This window comes from Rhizobium redzepovicii (assembly GCF_019793435.1).
Classification (GTDB): domain Bacteria; phylum Pseudomonadota; class Alphaproteobacteria; order Rhizobiales; family Rhizobiaceae; genus Rhizobium; species Rhizobium redzepovicii.
Map to the genome: position 1 here is coordinate 1 of NZ_JAILYH010000104.1, position 342 is coordinate 342.

Genomic DNA, 342 nt, shown 5'->3' on the forward strand with positions numbered 1-342 from the left:
CGGCGAAGAAGGAAGGCTGGGACAAGTCGGTGCCGGCGGCGCTGCAGAAGTTCTCCGTCTATGACGGCAAATGGGTCGCAGCCCCCGTCAACGTCCACTCGGTCAACTGGCTGTGGATCAACAAGGCTGTGATGGACAAGATCGGCGGCACTGAGCCGAAGAGCTTCGACGACCTGATCGCGCTGCTCGACAAGGCCAAGGCTGCCGGTGTGATCCCCTTGGCGCTCGGCGGCCAGAACTGGCAGGAAGCGACGATGTTCGATTCCATCGTGCTGTCGACCGGCGGCCCGGAGTTCTACAAGAAGGCCTTCAACGACCTCGATGAGGAGTCGTTGAAGTCGG

Annotated in this window: 1 protein-coding gene; it reads left to right on the forward strand. The window is 61.7% G+C overall.

Features of this window, described 5'->3' with window-relative positions; all coding sequences use genetic code 11:
• Positions 1-342: extracellular solute-binding protein (locus K6N12_RS33790; RefSeq protein ID WP_222135287.1), on the forward strand; the 342-nt coding region annotated here is incomplete at both ends.